This is a genomic window from Cytobacillus sp. EB106-05-05-XG126, from assembly GCF_058791715.1.
This window is the reverse complement of the sequence record NZ_JBYTDU010000009.1, coordinates 1-14,514: the sequence shown is the minus strand read 5'-3', so window position 1 is coordinate 14,514 and position 14,514 is coordinate 1. Positions and strand designations below refer to the sequence as shown.

16 protein-coding genes are annotated in these 14,514 nt (G+C 41.2%); 2 read left to right on the top strand and 14 right to left on the bottom strand.

Translation table 11 applies throughout. From position 1 onward, the window contains the following. Positions 1-62 precede the first annotated feature (62 nt). On the top strand, positions 63-746 hold the full coding sequence (gene rpiA, locus AC3WTL_RS19530; protein WP_197249290.1) for a ribose-5-phosphate isomerase RpiA: 684 nt from the start codon (positions 63-65) through the stop codon (positions 744-746). A gap of 38 nt (positions 747-784) precedes the next feature. Here the strand turns inward: rpiA and AC3WTL_RS19525 are convergent, their stop codons facing one another. The 12 genes from AC3WTL_RS19525 to AC3WTL_RS19470 form a co-directional block, all read right to left on the bottom strand. Then, entirely contained in the window at positions 785-1,066 is a 282-nt protein-coding gene (locus AC3WTL_RS19525; RefSeq protein ID WP_197249239.1) for a cupin domain-containing protein, read from the bottom strand. 27 nt (positions 1,067-1,093) lie between these two features. Then, the gene (locus AC3WTL_RS19520) at positions 1,094-2,383 is read right to left on the bottom strand and encodes a TRAP transporter large permease (protein WP_197249238.1); all 1,290 of its coding nucleotides are present in this window, start codon (positions 2,381-2,383) and stop codon (positions 1,094-1,096) included. After that, positions 2,380-2,856 (bottom strand): TRAP transporter small permease, encoded by a 477-nt coding sequence (locus AC3WTL_RS19515; RefSeq protein ID WP_197249237.1) that lies wholly within the window; start codon positions 2,854-2,856, stop codon positions 2,380-2,382. The genes AC3WTL_RS19520 and AC3WTL_RS19515 overlap by 4 nt, the downstream gene beginning before the upstream one ends. 79 nt (positions 2,857-2,935) lie before the next feature. After that, the gene (locus AC3WTL_RS19510) at positions 2,936-3,964 is read right to left on the bottom strand and encodes a TRAP transporter substrate-binding protein (RefSeq protein WP_252220643.1); all 1,029 of its coding nucleotides are present in this window, start codon (positions 3,962-3,964) and stop codon (positions 2,936-2,938) included. 34 nt (positions 3,965-3,998) lie between these two features. Next, the gene (locus AC3WTL_RS19505) at positions 3,999-4,628 is read right to left on the bottom strand and encodes a bifunctional 4-hydroxy-2-oxoglutarate aldolase/2-dehydro-3-deoxy-phosphogluconate aldolase (protein WP_197249235.1); all 630 of its coding nucleotides are present in this window, start codon (positions 4,626-4,628) and stop codon (positions 3,999-4,001) included. Positions 4,629-4,654: 26 nt separating this feature from the next. After that, on the bottom strand, positions 4,655-5,212 hold the full coding sequence (gene hxlB / locus AC3WTL_RS19500; protein ID WP_492369911.1) for a 6-phospho-3-hexuloisomerase: 558 nt from the start codon (positions 5,210-5,212) through the stop codon (positions 4,655-4,657). Continuing rightward, on the bottom strand, positions 5,209-5,832 hold the full coding sequence (gene hxlA / locus AC3WTL_RS19495) for a 3-hexulose-6-phosphate synthase (protein WP_197249233.1): 624 nt from the start codon (positions 5,830-5,832) through the stop codon (positions 5,209-5,211). The genes hxlB and hxlA overlap by 4 nt, the downstream gene beginning before the upstream one ends. A 9-nt stretch (positions 5,833-5,841) precedes the next feature. Further along, on the bottom strand, positions 5,842-6,795 hold the full coding sequence (locus AC3WTL_RS19490) for a sugar kinase (protein WP_048009733.1): 954 nt from the start codon (positions 6,793-6,795) through the stop codon (positions 5,842-5,844). A 24-nt stretch (positions 6,796-6,819) separates the two neighbouring features. Continuing rightward, a complete protein-coding gene (locus tag AC3WTL_RS19485; RefSeq protein ID WP_197249232.1) occupies positions 6,820-7,821 on the bottom strand; it encodes a LacI family DNA-binding transcriptional regulator in 1,002 nt (333 codons plus the stop codon). A gap of 171 nt (positions 7,822-7,992) precedes the next feature. Beyond that, entirely contained in the window at positions 7,993-9,393 is a 1,401-nt protein-coding gene (locus AC3WTL_RS19480; protein WP_492369910.1) for a M28 family peptidase, read from the bottom strand. Between the two features lie 194 nt (positions 9,394-9,587). Beyond that, on the bottom strand, positions 9,588-10,148 hold the full coding sequence (locus tag AC3WTL_RS19475) for an FAD-dependent oxidoreductase (protein ID WP_076258255.1): 561 nt from the start codon (positions 10,146-10,148) through the stop codon (positions 9,588-9,590). A gap of 83 nt (positions 10,149-10,231) precedes the next feature. Continuing rightward, positions 10,232-10,462 carry an excisionase family DNA-binding protein gene (locus AC3WTL_RS19470; protein WP_035331742.1) on the bottom strand — a complete coding sequence of 77 codons (231 nt, stop codon included), beginning with the start codon at positions 10,460-10,462 and terminating at the stop codon, positions 10,232-10,234. A gap of 205 nt (positions 10,463-10,667) precedes the next feature. Between AC3WTL_RS19470 and AC3WTL_RS19465 the strand changes: the two genes are divergently transcribed. Beyond that, entirely contained in the window at positions 10,668-12,326 is a 1,659-nt protein-coding gene (locus AC3WTL_RS19465) for a PAS domain-containing sensor histidine kinase (RefSeq protein ID WP_197249230.1), read from the top strand. A gap of 52 nt (positions 12,327-12,378) precedes the next feature. Here AC3WTL_RS19465 and AC3WTL_RS19460 read toward each other — a convergent pair whose 3' ends face one another. Both AC3WTL_RS19460 and AC3WTL_RS19455 read right to left on the bottom strand, forming a co-directional pair. Then, positions 12,379-13,545 (bottom strand): toxic anion resistance protein, encoded by a 1,167-nt coding sequence (locus AC3WTL_RS19460; protein ID WP_197204379.1) that lies wholly within the window; start codon positions 13,543-13,545, stop codon positions 12,379-12,381. Next, positions 13,542-14,198, bottom strand: coding sequence for a 5-bromo-4-chloroindolyl phosphate hydrolysis family protein (locus tag AC3WTL_RS19455; protein ID WP_197249229.1), 657 nt, complete (start codon positions 14,196-14,198; stop codon positions 13,542-13,544). The genes AC3WTL_RS19460 and AC3WTL_RS19455 overlap by 4 nt, the downstream gene beginning before the upstream one ends. Positions 14,199-14,514: the final 316 nt, after the last annotated feature.

Below are 14,514 nucleotides of genomic sequence, written 5' to 3'. Positions count from 1 at the left end.
TAAAGTAATCGCATCACTTCATTTGGTATAATATAAATACTAAATGCGGGGTGAAAACGTTGATGGATCTTAAAGATTTGCAGAAGAAAGCAGCCGGGGAAAAAGCGGCCGACTTTGTAAAAGACGGTATGATTATTGGATTAGGTTCAGGATCTACAGTGTATTGGTTTTTAAAAAGGCTTGGTGAGTTAGTTAATGCTGGTCTTACAGTTAAAGGAGTCCCCTCTTCTCTGAGAACAGAGGGGTGGGCAAGGGAATTTAATATCCCGCTGGCAGACTTTTCCGAAACCCAAATCCTTGATTTAGCCATTGATGGAGCAGATGAGGTTGACCCTGAATTTAATTTAACAAAAGGGGGTGGGGGATCGCTTTTAAGGGAAAAAATTGTAGACGCCAACGCAAAAAAACTTATCATCATCGTAGATGAATCCAAATTAGTGAACCAACTAGGCAAATTCCCCCTGCCTGTAGAGATTGTACCTTTCGGCTGGGAACTAACCTCTAAGAGAATTGCAGAATTAGGCGCGATACCACAGCTAAGGATAAACGACGGAGAAGTATTCGTCACGAATAACGGAAATTACATATTAGATTGCCAATTCGAGCGGATCCCGAATCCCAAAGAGCTTCATAATAAGTTAATACAAATCATAGGTGTTGTCGAGACCGGGCTTTTTATAGAAATGACAGATTTAGTGCTAGTCGGCAGCACCGATAAAGTAGATGTTCTCAATAGGATGGAATAATACCAAAAAGGAGAGGGTTTCGCCTCTCCTTTTCGGTTCTAACTTGGTAGCAAGTCTTTTCTGATTGGGGTAAAAACATCTATGATAATACATTCTTCTATCACCTTTACCTTATGCTCAACATTTGATGGAATGTATTGAATATCCCCTTTAGAAAGGATTCTTTTTACTCCCTTTACTTCGAATTCCACTTTTCCTTTTTCAATATAACTTATCTGTTCTTCAGGGTGCTGGTCGGTATCACCTTTAAACCCTTCTGCCAGTTCTACTTTTACAGCCATCAGTGAACCATCGCTGTTTAAAATTTCTCGTTTTACCATGATGTCTCCTTTCTATACAAAACTTTTCTAAAATAATCCTGGGTTAATTAACTTAGGCACAAAGAATGCGATATCCGGGAAAAAGGCCACAAATATCAGCACAGCCAATACAATTAAAATATATGGGATTACTGCAGTTAGGGATCTTTCGATGCTGAGATTACCAATTTTCGCAGCCAACAATAAGCATAATCCGTATGGTGGCGTTACAAGTCCAATTGCCAAAGTCATAACCACTATAAGGCCCAAATGGACAGGGTCCATGCCAAACTGAGTGGCAGTCGGCAGGATAACCGGAACGAATAGGATCATGGCTGGAATGGCATCCATAAATGTCCCCACAAATAAGAAGAATGCAATGATAATTAAGATGAATACCCATTTCGCCCCGACATTATTAACGAAGAAGTCTTGAGCCATTGTTGATAATTGATAATAACTCATAAGTTCTCCAAGCGCACTTGCAGCAGCAAGAGCAAATAAAGACAGGGAACTTAACGCTAAAGTATCCATAAGTATTTTGGGCAAGTCTGATAGCTTTAAAGTTTTATAGAAAAACATGCTGATTAATAACGTATAAAGAGACGCCACAGCCGCAGCTTCAGTTGCTGTGAAGAACCCTGATATAATTCCTCCGATGATAATAATCGGGGTAATTAAGGCAGGAACTGTCTCATACACCAGCTTTAAAAATTGCTGGACAGTTGCTCTATCAGACCTCGGATAACCCTTTTTCAAAGCCATAACATACACGAAAAGCATCATGCCTAACCCGACTAAAATTCCTGGGACAATTCCACCTAAGAATAGAGCTCCAACAGAGGCATTCGTTAAACCCGCAAAGATAATCATCGGAATACTTGGAGGAATGATTACACCAATCGTGGATGATGCAGCAGTAACACCTACTGCCGTTTCCGTGTCATATCCTTGCTTTTTCATATTAGGAATAAGGATCTTCCCTACTCCTGCTGTATCTGCCTGAGCGGCACCTGACACACCCGCAAAGATCATGGACACCAGAATGTTGGCATGTGCAAGCCCGCCTCGGATATGCCCAACAACGGCAAGGGAAAGGTCGATTAGCTTCTGTGAAATTTTACCGCTATTCATTAAGTTTGCTGCCAGGATAAACAAAGGAACGGCAAGCAAAACAAATGAATCGATTCCATTTAGCATTTTCATCGGAACGGTTACTTCTGGTATATAAGGAACACTAACTATTCCAAGAAGAGCTACAATCCCTATGACAAAAGCAATTGGAACCCCTATTAGCATAAGGATCAAGAATAATCCTACTAGAATAACGCCAATCATATGTTAGCCTCCCTTCCCTTAAGCTGTTTAAAGTTAATGATCAGGTGGTTAATGGAGTAAATGGACATTGTTAGTCCCATGATCGGTATAGAAATCCAAACATAGCCCATTTTCATAGCCGGAAGGGATGCCCAATTATAATTCCAGAAATTCTTTACAGCCTCAATTCCGTAATAGAAAAGAGCTAGAGCAAACAACAATACAATAAAATCAATAACAATCAAAAGTCCTGCCTTGGATTTGCCCTGAAGCTTTTGTTCTAAAAAGTCAAAGCTAAAATGTTCCTTTTTATTCACCATGACAGAAGCACCCATAAAGACTGACCATATAAATGAATAATTGGCTACTTCCTCTGTCCAAATAATCGGTATTCCCAAGTGCCTTGTGACGATTTGAATCATAATCGCAATAAAAAATATCGATAAGCTTATCACGCCGATGGCCATTTGTATCTTCTCAAGAATCTTAATCATGCTTATCGTCTTCCCTCCTATTAAGGATTAAAGGGAAGTCCGCATTTCACACTCTTCCCTTTAACGCATTTGTTTCGGATTATTTAAGATCTTTAATTTTCTTCAGCAGTTCTTCAGCACCCATGTCTTTAGCCGCTTTTTCTTGCATTGGCTCAGCCAATTCAACAAATGGAGTACGGTCAATTTCATTTACGACAGCACCTTCAGCAATCGCCTTTTCTTTATACTCTTCTTCTTGGGCATAAACTGCTTCTCTTTCGGCTTGAACAGATGCTTCAGCCGCTTCTAAAAGAATATCCTGCTGTTCTTTTGTATAAGAGTCGAACTTTTTGCCGTTTACTAATAAGAATCTAGTTGTATAGTCATGGCCTGTTTCAGTAATATATTTTCCATTGTCTGTTTTGTGATGATTTTGCTGAATAAAATATGGATATGAGTTTTCAGATGAATCTACAACGTTTTGCTGTAGTGCCTGGTATAGTTCTCCCCATGCAATAGAAGTAGGGATGGCACCTGTTTCCTTCCAATAGTCAGCAATTACACCTGAAGTTTGCGTTCTGAATGTCAAGCCTTTTAAGTCTTCCATCTTTTCAATTGGCTTTTTGCCATAGTAATGTCTAACACCAGCAGACCAATAACCAACTAATTTAAAGTCATTATTTGACTTTTCCTGAACAAGCTTCTTCATTTCTTCTCCCACTTCGCCATCAACAACTTTTTCCCAATGCTCATAGCTGTCAAAAAGGTATGGAAGGGCTAATAAATCAATTTCCTTAATGCCTGTTTGAGTCATAAAGCCTGGTGATACTAAAACAACATCTGCTGCACCTAGCTTAAGCTTTTCGACTAATTCCGATTCTTCTGTACCGATCGTTCCTGCATGTACTTCAACTTCGATGTCACCGTTTGACTTGCTTTCTGCCACTTCTTTAAACTTTAATAATCCTGTTTGGTAAGGATTATCTGGAGATGTCTGATTATGTGCCGCTACAATTTTAATCTTTTTGGAACCTGTTTCTCCGCCTGCCTCTTCTTTGCTGCTGCAGCCAGCTAATAGTGCTGATAATGCTAAAAGTAAAACAAAAGAAACTGACAATAACTTTCTCATTTTTATTTCCCCCTTGTTTAATTGGAATGATAAATTATTTATTAAGCAATGCCGTATATTCAAGCGCTTTCTTCGTCAGCGTCAGGTAATCCTCATCACTGTTTAAGTTTTTAGGATTTACCAGGTTGCCTCCAACCCCAATCGCCAAAGCACCACCTCCAATATACTCCTGCATATTGCTCTCATTAATTCCGCCTGTTACCATCAGCGGGATATGCGGGAATGGACCATGAATATTTTTAATGTATCCCGGACCAAAGGCATTGGCAGGAAAAACTTTTATCATGTCTGCACCATTCTCATACGCTGTTAAAATTTCAGTTGGTGTTAGTGCTCCCGGTATGCTTGCTATGCCATAGCGTTTTGTCATTTTAATTGTTTCAGTGTTAAGCGAAGGAGAAACGATGAATTGGCTGCCTGCCATTATGGCGGCTCTGGCTGTTTCAGGATCTAAAACTGTTCCTGCCCCCACCAGCACTTTATCGCCAAGCTCCACTCTTACTTTTTCAATCATCGCCATGACTCCGGGAGTTTCAGCGGTAACTTCCAATACTTTTACTCCGCCGTCATACAGAGCACTAGCGATCGGCACTATATTCTCTGGAGTTGCTTCACGTATAACAGCAACAATGACTTGCGCTTTAATAAAATCCACGGCTTCCATTTGTTTTACCTTCCCTTCGCTTGCATCTATTCCAAATTGGTATGTCTCTTGGTCATTTCTTCATAAGCTGAATCCTGATTATCTGTTTGCACTGTTCCAATGATAATTGCATCGAGAACAAGATGGACTGATTGGTCAAATTGATTGCCGAGCGGCTGAATAGTGCCTGGTTCACCCGGTCGGCGGTACTTTGTGGCAGCCGGAATGACGAGTATCCCATCACATATGGAAGCAATTTTGGACTCTTTATTTGTGGTTATCAGAAAAACCTTTGCTCCCATTTCTTTTGATTTGGCAGCAAATTGCAGAATGGCACCCGTTGAGCCTGAACCAGAGATGGCCACTAGCAAATCATCCGAATCAATACTTGGCGTGACCGTCTCCCCAATCACATAAACCGGAAACCCTCCATGCATCAGGCGCATCGCAAATGCTTTTCCCATTAACCCAGAACGCCCTTCTCCATAAACAAAAATCCGTTTGGCTTCCCTGAGATGTTTGGATAGATGAATCGCTTCTTCTTCATTAATACTAGCCAGAACGGCTGAGATCTCATCAGCCACGGTTTTTATAATAGATTTCATTGATTTAACAATCCTTTCATGGCTAAAGCTGCTTCATAGGGATTTCCAGCTTTCGTGATAGCGCTGCCAACTATGACCGTATTAGGCCTTCTCTCTAAAATTCCCGGCAGTGTGTTTAGATTGATTCCGCCAGCAACAGCAACCTCCAGCCCGGTAAGCCCATGTGTAAGAGAGAATAAATCTGTTCCCATCTCTCCTTCGGCCTGCATATCTTTCCCAAAATGCAAGCTAACGAGTTCTACTCCCGTATTCTGCAATTCTATAACTTTGCTGCGTTCCGATATGCCCAGCAAGTCGATCATAATGCGTTTCCCATGCTGCTCTGCTGTTTTAAGCGTATCTGCAATTGTTTTATCTGCAGAAAATGCCATCACCGTGGTGATGTCAGCGCCTGCTTCAAACGCTTGTGCAGCTTCATATTTGCCGGCATCACATGTTTTCATATCAGCCACGATTGTTTTGTGAGGATATACTTGCTTAATCTCACGAACAATTGACATGCCATACTCCTTAATTACACCAGTGCCAAGTTCAATCCAATCTACAAAAAGCTCGGTTTCTCTTAAAATCTTTAAGCACTCTTCCCTCGTAAGGCGGTCAAGGGCTATTTGAAGATTCATACTCTCACCCTATCTTTCTACGAATTCTCTTTCTCCCAATTGAACGAGAACGTCCTCCAAGTAAGGAAGGCCTTCATTATCTCCTGAAACACTCACGACCATCGAACCTATGACATTTGCAAATTGCAAAGTCTTTTGAAGCGGCCATTGGTTTAATAGCCCGTAAATAAATCCGGAGTCAAATCCATCCCCAGCCCCTACTGTATCCACAACTTTTTTCGCTTTAAAAGCCGGAGCTTCAATGTACTCACCGTTCTGATAACCCACAGAACCTTTTTCCCCTTGCTTAATAGCAATATGGCTGATGCCGAAAGCTTTGCCAAGTTCAATGACTTCTCTTGGGTCACTGGTTCCCAGCAATAATTCAGCTTCCTCCTCGCCCGTCAGAAAAATATCAACATACGGGAGAAACTCTCTTAAAACAGTCCTCGCCTCTTCCTTGGTCCATAGTTTCAATCTGATGTTTGGATCAAATGAGACTAGAACGCCGTGCTTCTTAGCGAGAGAAATTGCATATTTAATAAGGTCAATATTTTTCTCCTTATCCACTGCAGGGAAAATTCCGGTGATATGGAGGACCTTTGAATTTTTAATATATTCTTCACTTAATGTTTCAATTGTTAAAGCTGTAGTTGGAGAATTAGTTCGGTAGTAAAAAGTTCTTACACTTCCATCCCCCATAATCTCTTTAAAATTAAGAGATGTCGGATATCCGTCAACAAGCTTTAATTGTGAGACATCAATTCCTTCTCCGCGCACTGTATTAAAGATGTGCCTTCCAAATTCATCATTTCCCAGACGGCTAATCCAGCCGGTTTTTAATCCCAACCGGGAGCAGCCAATCGCTACATTCAGCTCTGCCCCGCCAATTTTACGTTCAAAGGTTGGTACAAACCTCATTGGACCGGTTGCCGAAGGGTTGAATGTTATCATGGCATCCCCAATGGTAACTACATCTTTCATGGCAAAACACCCTTTTCATTTCTATTAGCACGATTCTCTTATGATTAATTTTGGCTCAAACCGATAAACAAGCTTCTCTTCTGCAGCAGTTTTTTTCTGAATCTGGTTCAATAAGAGTTCTGCTGCTTTCTTGCCTATTTCAAAAGCCGGCTGTGCAACGATCGTTAATCCCGGTTCATAGAAGCTTGCAAAAGAGACATCGTCAATCCCTATAATGGCCAAGTCTTCCGGTACTTTTAAATTATTTTCTTTCACATATTTAAGGATCTCAATTAAAGTAAGATCGTTTCCGGCAAGAATCGCTTTCGGAGGATCTTCCAGCTCAAGCATCTCCTTAAGCCCTTCTTTTATGTTGCTGACTTCCAAACTTTTAATATATTCTTTCCTTAACGGAAATCCATTTAATTCAAGCGTTTTTTTGTATCCGTTTAATCTTTCCATCCTTGGGGTAACATTTCGAATTACATTTGTGATGATTCCGATTTTTCTGTACCCTTTGTCAATAAAGTGCTGAACCCCTAACCCTGCTGCCTTTTCATTATCCAGGAGCATAGATGGAATCGGCACATCAGGCACTGTTCGGTCTACAAAAACAATCGGGTATTTTTCTTTGAGCATTTCATTATAGAGATCTGCATTATCACCGGTGGGAAGAAGGATTATTCCATCAACCTGTTTTGCCCGAAGCATTTCAATATACTTTTTTTCCTTAATAGGGTCATCATCGGCATTACAGACAATTGTATGAAAGTCAGAATCATGACACATATCCTCAATTGCCCTGATAACTTGGGTGGAAAAAGAGTGAAGGATATTTGCCACAATAACCCCAATCGTTGTTGTTGATTTCTGCTTTAAGCTTCTTGCCACAATATTAGGCCTGTAACCAAGTTCATTAATGGCAGCTTCGATTCTTTTCTTGGTGTCTTCTCCCATGTAATCAAACCTTTTATTTAAATACTGGGAGACGGTGCTTTTTGAAACTTTTGCATGCTGAGCTACATCAGCCATAGTAACCGTTTTCATCATGTCTTCTCCGAATCATCTCTTTTATCTAAATCGATTTACTAAACCGGTTTACTAAATCGATTTATCACAATTATAGAAAAACTGAAAGCGCTTTACAAGTCTTTTTTTAAAAAGACATCAGACACTTCATAAAAAAAAGCCTCCCATCTCAGGAGGCTGCTCTTCTGTTTATTTTACATCTAACTCATAAATCATCTCAGGTGCTGCTTTCATTTTATGCTTCTTTTTCGGTTTAGGGCCCATGTTGTCAAAACGCGCTTTATCATAAATGGCAGTGCCCACAATTTCCGCTGTATCCTGAAGCTTTTCCTTGCTTATTTTATCAATTGTATCTTCTGGAGAATGGTACCACGGCTCAGTAGGGCTGTGAATGAATAATGCGGCCGGGATGCCCGCTTCCGCGAATGGAACATGATCACTTCTGCCGCCCTGATATACTGGTGTCGGCTCACCGTTCAGCCTTTCACTTGATGCTTGTGATAGCTCTGTTACCAGATTTTCTTTTCCATCCAATGTCATCATCACTAAATCGCCTGCATCCCTGCTTCCAACCATATCAAGATTAAAGTTCGCAATCGTCCTGCTAATTTCATCATCAGAAAGGCTGTCAACATAATGATAGGACCCAATTAATCCCAATTCTTCTGCCCCAAACGTCACAAAGCGGATTTCTGTATCAGTCGGAATGTTCTTGAATACTCGTGCAAGCTCTAATGTCATCGCTGTGCCGGAAGCATCGTCATTCGCCCCAGGTGCACCCGCTACAGAATCATGGTGTGAGCCGACTACAATAATGTCATCGTTCGCTTTCTTTTTGCTGGTCGGTTTCTTTGTGGCAATCACGTTATGTGAAACTTTTTCTCCTGCCTCCGCACCTTCAATGGTCAGGGAAGCTGTTAAGGTTTCACCTCTCTCCAGCAAAGCAAGAATGGCCTCACCTTCTGCTTTTGACAGAGCTAACGCCGGAACATATTCTTCACTATGAGCTCCAAGTGTTCCGCTTAATGGACCCTCTGCATTATTAAAAATAATCACACCGGCAGCACCTTTTTCTGCTGCGTTAAGAACTTTCTCTGCAAAAGAAATGGATCCTCGCTGAATTAGTGCAATTTTGCCAGTGAGATCAGCACCTTCCAGTTCTTCCACTGTTCCCAGACCTGCAAATACCAACTCCCCGCTCACATTCCCGTTGACTGAATAGGTAAAGGATCTTGGCTGCAGTTCTCCTTCATAGCCGTCAATGGTCACTTCCATACTGCTTGGAGGAGTATATCCATAAAACGTGAATGGCTGAATCTCTGTTTCATAGCCAAAGATTTTGAATTGGCTTTTAATATACTGAACAGCGTTATACTCCGATTCCGTACCGGCTACACGCGGGGTTTGTGAAAGATAATCAATATTATTATAGATATTTTCTGCATTAATTTTATTGACTACCTTTTTATCGAATACATTTACCGGCTGGTCCTGTTTTACGCTGGCTGGCTGTGCAAAAGCTGCTTGTGCTCCCACTGCCCCAAAAACAAGAGTTGAAGCTAATGCCACTTTTAAAATTGGTTTTCTCATCTAGTACCTCCAATAGAATAATAGATTCCGCTCACTAAATTTTATAATGTTTCGAAAACTCTTATAAGGGTACAAGATACTAGAATATAATAGGCACAAAAATCTATATCTTGGTTATTTTGTAAATTTTAGGTATTAATTAATAGGAAGATAGATAAAAAAAGAAGGCTGCTCCATGCAAGCCTTCTTCCAATCTATTTCATTAAATCATGGTCCACATAACGCTCGCCGTTCAATTCACTGATTACGTTAATCGCCACTTTCGCACCGTCTCCAGCTGTTATGATTGTATGGACGCTGACTCCTGCAATAGTTCCGGCTGCCCAAATGCCATCAACATTTGTCTTTCCGTCAGCATCAGCATCCAGAACCGTTTTAATGCGTGGCTCAGTCCCTGCTTTAGTCTTCAAACCGGCTTTTTCGGCTAAATCAGTTGAAAGCCCTGCTGCCACAATCACATGCTTCGCTGAATATGATTTTTCTCCTGCTGTTACAGTAAAACCACTTTCAGCTTTTTCAATGTTTTCTACAGTTCCTTCTGTGATCTCTGCCCCAAACTTAACAGCTTGCTTTTTGCCTGTTTCAATCAATTCCGGGCCAGTGATTTCCATAACGCCATAATGATTTTCAACCCATGCCCGTTTAGTCATGCTTTTATCATTATCCACAACCACTACCTTCTTGCCAGCTTTGGCGGCAAATAGCGCAGCACTTGCACCCGCAGGACCTGCACCAACAATTAAAATATCAAACATCCATACTTCCTCCTTTAACACATTATTTACTTATAGTTTATACAAGGTAATAATAATTGTAAAATAATGTGATTTCAGGAAATTTAATCTTCATCTTTGATATCCCGGTCCTCCGGTATCGGCTCATTTAAAATTTCCTCCACCAGCTCCCTGTATTTTTCCACCTGCTTTAGATGGGCATTAAACTGTTCCTTGTATATTAAATACTGTTCCCCGTCATAAATAGCGCGTATTTTCTTTTGCTGTATCAGGCTTTCGACATATGACTCAGGGTAAGATAAATATTCTGCGGTTTCTTTAATGGTCAGATACATGCTTGTCCTTCCCTTTCTTATTCCTTATAATATGATTTTACTAATTTCCAGACACTAGAAGACTCTGCTAAAATCATATAGAATAGAAGCTATAAATAATCTGTATAGGCAACCTGTATATTCTATTATTATACGCGAAAAATACTAATTTGACTGAATTCCAGCATATTTTCAGCCAAATAGAGAACAGGAGAAATATAAGCTAATGAATAAAAAAAAGGTATTGGGCTTATATGTGATCATCAGCCTTATTTGGGTATTCGGAACGAATTACCTTTTGCATATGCTTGAACCTTCTTCTCTTGTCAGTTTTCTATTCAGAGCTAAAGAATTTCTGTACATCATCGCTACAGGATGGCTGCTCTATTATTTTATAGGCAAAAGAGATGAGCTCAGTGCCTCAAGAGAAGAGGAAAAGCGCCTTTCCACTTTAATCAATTCCATGGTGGATTTCGTTAATTTCAAAGACGGTCACGGCCGCTGGATTGAGTCTAATGAATTTGGACTTAAGCTATTTAATCTAGAAAATGTCGATTATAAAGGCAAGAAGGACTCAGAACTTGCCGAGCACACTGATTTTTATGCAGACGCACTTCGCTACTGTGAAACTTCAGATGAAGAAACCTGGGTAAACGGTAAAATTACCCGCATCGAGGAAGTAATTCCCTTGCCTGACGGAACAGAGAAAACGTTCGATACAATTAAAGTACCGCTCTTCCATACAGACGGCAGCCGAAAGGGACTAGTCATTATCGGCCGGGACATAACAGAAAGAAAGCATGTGGAGAAGCTCCTTGCCGAAAGCCAGCAGCAATATAAATCCCTGTTTGAATATAATACCGAGATCGTCTTTATGACAGACCTTCATGGCACGATTACGAAAGTAAATCCCCAATTTAAAGCCGTGACAGGATACAGCCCTGATGAAACATTGGGTAAAAACATCAATGAAATTATACCGGCTCCTTATAAAACGAAGGCAATCGAAGACTTTACAGGCATCCTTGAGGATAAACAGCCAAAAACCTGTGAGTTTGATTTCAATCATAAAAGCGGCAGCAAACTGACTATTCAATGCACTGCCCTTCCGCTTATTGTGAACGGCCAAATTGCCGGAGTCATCGGCTATGGGAAAGATGTGACAAAGCTGCGGCAGGCTGAAGAAAGACTGCGCCGCACCGAAAAGCTTTCTGTGGTTGGCGAGCTTTCTGCAAGTGTTGCACATGAAATCAGAAATCCTCTCACATCTTTAAAAGGCTTTGTGCAGCTGATGCAGCTGGAAGATGAAAAGCATCAGTTCTATTATCAGATCATGCAGGAAGAACTCGACCGGATCAACCATATTGTCGGCGAACTTCTGCTCCTTGCCAAGCCTCAGGATATTTGTTTCACAAAAGCAGATGTTCAAAAAATCCTGTTTAATGTCATTTCGCTTTTAAAAACTGAAGCCAGCATGCACAATGTCCAGATTGAATTTCTGTTAAAATCGGATGTGTTTATGATTGAATGTGAACCAAATCAGCTAAAGCAGCTTTTTATTAATATCATAAAAAACGCCATCGAGGCATCTAAAGAAGGCGGCAAAGTAACCGTTACACTGCTGGCAGAAGACCACCAGCTGACTATCCTGGTTAAGGATACCGGCTGCGGGATGTCGGAAGATCGCCTAAATAGGATCGGTGAACCTTTTTATTCGTCAAAGGAGAAGGGAACAGGCCTCGGACTCACAGTCAGCTTCAAGATTGTTCAATCCCATAATGGTTCCATTCATTTCAATAGCGAAAAAGGGAAAGGTACAGAAGCTGTCATCAAGCTCCCTGTAAAAAAACAAACACCTGCCCCTGAAGCTGGATTAACCGTTTAAACAGCAAAAGAGCGATGTTCAATCAAACGTTTGATTGAATATCGCTCTTCTTTTAATTTCCCTTAATCTCCAGTAGCTTCACTCTTAAGTCATTTTCCATATTGGCCAGGTCATGTTCTGCCTGCCGGCGCTTATTCCTGCCTTCTTCCTGGATCCTCAAGGTTTCTTCAAGAGTAGAGATCAGGTTCTCCTGTGTTTTCTTTAATGTTTCGATATCGACAAGGCCCCGTTCATTTTCACGTGCCGTTTCAATTGTGTTCACTTTCAGCATCTCCGCATTTTTCAATAGAAGATCATTGGTGGTTTTTGAAACCTTCTTCTGGGCTTCGACGGCATGGCGCTGGCGAAGCAGTGTCAGGGCAATGGCCACCTGATTTTTCCAAAGCGGGATGGCAGTCATGATGGACGACTGGATTTTTTCAACCAATGCCTGATTGGTATTCTGTATCAGGCGGATCTGCGGCGCACTTTGAATCGTTATTTCACGGCTCAGCTTCAAGTCATAAAGACGTTTATCCAGGCGGTCGGCAAACTGGATCATATCGTTCACTTCCTGGAACTTCATCTGGTCATTTGACTCTTCTGCCTTCTTCTTCAGCTCGGGAATCGTCTTTTCATGAAGCTCCTCAAGCTTCAGTTCACCCGCTGCAATATAAACATTTAACGCATGAAAATACTCTTTATTATTATCGTAAAGCTTATCTAACATGACAATGTCGGAAAGAAGCGCGTTTTTACTTCTTTCCAATTTCACGCTGATGCGGTCGATTTGAGCTCCTGTTTTCTGGTATTTGGACAATACTTCCTGAACAGAACCGGAAATCTTTCCGAACATACGCGCAAAAAAGGATGATTTCTCAGGCTTCAGCTCATCCGGATTCACATCGCTGAATTTTTTCATCAGATCATTAATGATTGTTCCCACTTCACCAACGTCTTTTTTCTGAACATGCTCGAGCATGGTATGGGAGAACGATAACAGCTTTGATTGAGCTGGTGTTCCGTATGAGATCATCGCCTGGTGATTGGCCGGATCAATTTGCTTTGCAAGCTGATAAGCTTTTTCGCGGTTTTCTTCCGGAATCACATCTATCAGCCTTGTCCGCTTTTCCGAATGCAGCGGCGAGGAAGCAGGCTGCTGATTTTCCCCAAAAGGATCTGCCAGCAAATCATCCATTAAATCAGTGTTTTTTAACAGGGACGGTTTTTCTTCGGTCATTTTAATCTCCTGCTTTCATCATGAATTCTTGATTCTTTTATCTTCTCAATCGAATTCCTGGCAACATCGATTTCAAGATGAAGCTGATCAATATCTTCCGCTATAACCCGGTGAAGATCTTCCTCCACATGATGGGTAAGTGCATCAAGTGTACGTCTCGTTTCCTGGAGGGACTGATCCAGTTCACGGGATTTTCTCGGCTGGGAAGATAGAAAGACATACTTTTCCGCCAGCTCCACAGCAGAATCCAAATGGGAAAAATAAAACTGCTCCGCCTGATAGAACCGTTTCGGCTCACTTCTGGTCAGTCTGTAAATCCTCCTTGTCACCCTCATGAACTCCATGCGCTGCTTCAGTGTCGGGAAATGCCGTATTGAGAACATCGCTTTGTGCAGACGGGTTATTTTGCGGCGTGCCTCATCAAGATTTCGCTTTATATATTGGTATTCCCTTTTCGTCAATCCATGCTTTTTCAAAAAGCGGCGGCGCTGAATCAATCCTCCGGCCCAATAAGTGAGCAGCCCGGCTCCAGCTCCATAAACCCCTGACAGAAAAAATGTTTGCCCGAAAGCAAAGTAACTGGCCAGCCAGATACTGACAGACAATGGAACAGCCGTCAGCAGGCGAAAAGCAAATGCTAAAAAGGAATTCATATTTATCGACTCCTACTCATAGTCCTACTTATTTATACGTAATTGATAAACCTAAAGTTTCATCCACAGACATCTTTCAGCAAAAAAGGCATATATCCTTAAATCTATTAAAACACTTTTAAAAAACTTCTCAAGTTATACGATACAAAATAACACGATTGCCCGCCATAGACCACAAAAGTAATCGCTGCTAAGACCTGAGACGTATATTAAATAAAAAAAAGCACCTGCGGAAATTTTAGAGTGACCCAGTAAAATGAGACAAGGAAAAAACACCCCCTGAATCGTATTTAATATCTATACGATTTTGGAGGTG

Excerpts from the sequence above, each read along its gene's own strand:
- rpiA (WP_197249290.1), top strand. The coding sequence starts at position 63 with ATGGATCTTAAAGATTTGCAGAAGAAAGCAGCCGGGGAAAAAGCGGCC.
- AC3WTL_RS19525 (WP_197249239.1), bottom strand. The coding sequence starts at position 1,066 with ATGGTAAAACGAGAAATTTTAAACAGCGATGGTTCACTGATGGCTGTA.
- AC3WTL_RS19520 (WP_197249238.1), bottom strand. The coding sequence starts at position 2,383 with ATGATTGGCGTTATTCTAGTAGGATTATTCTTGATCCTTATGCTAATA.
- AC3WTL_RS19515 (WP_197249237.1), bottom strand. The coding sequence starts at position 2,856 with ATGATTAAGATTCTTGAGAAGATACAAATGGCCATCGGCGTGATAAGC.
- AC3WTL_RS19510 (WP_252220643.1), bottom strand. The coding sequence starts at position 3,964 with ATGAGAAAGTTATTGTCAGTTTCTTTTGTTTTACTTTTAGCATTATCA.
- AC3WTL_RS19505 (WP_197249235.1), bottom strand. The coding sequence starts at position 4,628 with ATGGAAGCCGTGGATTTTATTAAAGCGCAAGTCATTGTTGCTGTTATA.
- hxlB (WP_492369911.1), bottom strand. The coding sequence starts at position 5,212 with ATGAAATCTATTATAAAAACCGTGGCTGATGAGATCTCAGCCGTTCTG.
- hxlA (WP_197249233.1), bottom strand. The coding sequence starts at position 5,832 with ATGAATCTTCAAATAGCCCTTGACCGCCTTACGAGGGAAGAGTGCTTA.
- AC3WTL_RS19490 (WP_048009733.1), bottom strand. The coding sequence starts at position 6,795 with ATGAAAGATGTAGTTACCATTGGGGATGCCATGATAACATTCAACCCT.
- AC3WTL_RS19485 (WP_197249232.1), bottom strand. The coding sequence starts at position 7,821 with ATGAAAACGGTTACTATGGCTGATGTAGCTCAGCATGCAAAAGTTTCA.
- AC3WTL_RS19480 (WP_492369910.1), bottom strand. The coding sequence starts at position 9,393 with ATGAGAAAACCAATTTTAAAAGTGGCATTAGCTTCAACTCTTGTTTTT.
- AC3WTL_RS19475 (WP_076258255.1), bottom strand. The coding sequence starts at position 10,148 with ATGTTTGATATTTTAATTGTTGGTGCAGGTCCTGCGGGTGCAAGTGCT.
- AC3WTL_RS19470 (WP_035331742.1), bottom strand. The coding sequence starts at position 10,462 with ATGTATCTGACCATTAAAGAAACCGCAGAATATTTATCTTACCCTGAG.
- AC3WTL_RS19465 (WP_197249230.1), top strand. The coding sequence starts at position 10,668 with ATGAATAAAAAAAAGGTATTGGGCTTATATGTGATCATCAGCCTTATT.
- AC3WTL_RS19460 (WP_197204379.1), bottom strand. The coding sequence starts at position 13,545 with ATGACCGAAGAAAAACCGTCCCTGTTAAAAAACACTGATTTAATGGAT.
- AC3WTL_RS19455 (WP_197249229.1), bottom strand. The coding sequence starts at position 14,198 with ATGAATTCCTTTTTAGCATTTGCTTTTCGCCTGCTGACGGCTGTTCCA.